Genomic DNA, 1,792 nt, shown 5'->3' on the forward strand with positions numbered 1-1,792 from the left:
CAGGATGCCCTGCGGGCGCAGGGCCGTCTGGTCCTCGGCGACGGCGCCGGACAGCAGGGCGGCGAGCCGGGTGCCGGTGCGGTCGTCCCAGGCGCCGGCGGGCGGCAGGTCGACCAGTCCGCCCCAGTGCCCGGGGTGTTCGAGGCCGGCGACCCGGCCCAGTCCCCAGACCTGGGCCTGGGCGGGGCTGCCGCTCTCGCCGGGGCCGGTGGCCACGGCGCCGGAGGTGAGCACCCACAGCGGGGTGCCGGGGGCGCCGGCGCCGAGCTGCTGGATGAGGTCGAGGGTGGCGGCCACGCCCCGGGTCATGGTCGGGTGCCCCTGGTCCGGGGACTCGTCCAGGGCGAGCAGGGAGACCACGCCGGCGGGCGCCGGGTGGGCGGCGAGGGCGGCGCGGTCGGCGTCCGGCAGGGTGCGGACGTCGGTGGCGCCGTGCTCGGCCAGGGCGCGGGCGACCTTCCGGGCGGTCTCCGGGGCGGCGGCCGCGCCGACCAGCAGCCAGCTGCCGGTCAGTTGCGGGGGTGCGGGGTGCTCGGCGGTCCGGGTCCAGGTGATCCGGTAGCGCAGGCCGGTCAGCGCGTCGTCGGGCGCGGGGGCGGCGGGCCGGGCCGGTTCGGGCCAGTAGCGGCTGCGCTGGAAGGCGTAGGTGGGCAGGTCGACGAGGGTGCCGGGGCCGTGCACGGCCGCCCAGTCGACGGGTGCGCCGGCCACGTAGGCGGTGGCGAGCGAGGTGAGCAGGCGGCGGGCGCCGCCGTCCTGGCGCCGCAGCGTGCCGGTGACGACTGCGGCCTCGCCGAGGGTGTCCCGGACGGCGCCGGTCAGCGCGGGGTGCCCGGACACCTCGACGAACACCCGGTGCCCGCTGTCGCCGAGGGTCCGTACGGCCCGTTCGAACTCGACGGTGCCGCGCAGGCTCGCGTACCAGTAGTGGGCGTCCAGCTCCCGGCCGTCCTGCCACTGCCCGGTGTACGCGGAGACCAGCGGGACGTCGGCCGCGCGGGGCTCGATGCCGGCGAGCGCGGCGAGGATCTCCTCACGCAGCTCCTCCACCTGGGGGCTGTGCGAGGCGTAGGCGATCGGGACGCGGGTGGTGCGGCAGGTGGGCGGGCAGGCGGCGGCGAACTCGTCGAGCGCGTCGGGGTCGCCGGAGACCACGCAGGAGCGGGGGCCGTTGACGGTGGCGAGCGCGAGCCGTCCCTCGAAGCCGGCGAGCCGTTCGCGCACCGTGTCGGCGGGCTCGGCGACGGAGAGCAGGCCGCCGCGTCCGTCCAGGGTGCGCAGGGCCCGGCTGCGCAGGGCGGCGACCTTCGCGCCGTCCTCCAGGGTGAGGGCGCCGGCGACGGTCGCCGCGGCGATCTCGCCCAGGGAGTGGCCGACGACCGCGTCCGGGGAGACCCCGGCGGCCTGCCAGACGGCCGCCAGCGCCACCGAGACCGCCCAGACGGCGGGTTGGAGCACGTCGGCGGCGAGGAAGTCGTGCTCGCCGGCCAGCACGTCCGCGAGGTCCCAGTCGACGTACGGGCTCAGGGCCCGGGCGCACTGGTCCAGCCGGTCGCGGAAGACCGGTGAGACCTCGGCGAGTTCGCGGCCCATGCCGATCCACTGGCTGCCGTGGCCGGGGAAGACGAACACGGTGCGGCCGGTGCCGCCGGGCGCGACGGAGCCGGTGACGGCGTCGGGCGAGGCCTGTCCGGTGGCCACCGCCGCGGCGGCGGGCAGCAGTTCGGCGTGGTCGGCGCCCAGCAGCACGGCGCGGTGGTCGTGCGGCGGGCGGGTGGTGGCGAGCGACCAG

Annotated in this window: 1 protein-coding gene; it reads right to left on the reverse strand. The window is 78.3% G+C overall.

Annotated features, from left to right (window positions below):
* A partial coding sequence (locus AE652_RS40735) for an acyltransferase domain-containing protein (protein ID WP_049660915.1) occupies positions 1–1,792 on the reverse strand: 1,792 nt, incomplete at both ends.

It is taken from the genome of Kitasatospora sp. MY 5-36 (genome assembly GCF_001182915.1).
Taxonomy (GTDB): domain Bacteria; phylum Actinomycetota; class Actinomycetes; order Streptomycetales; family Streptomycetaceae; genus Kitasatospora.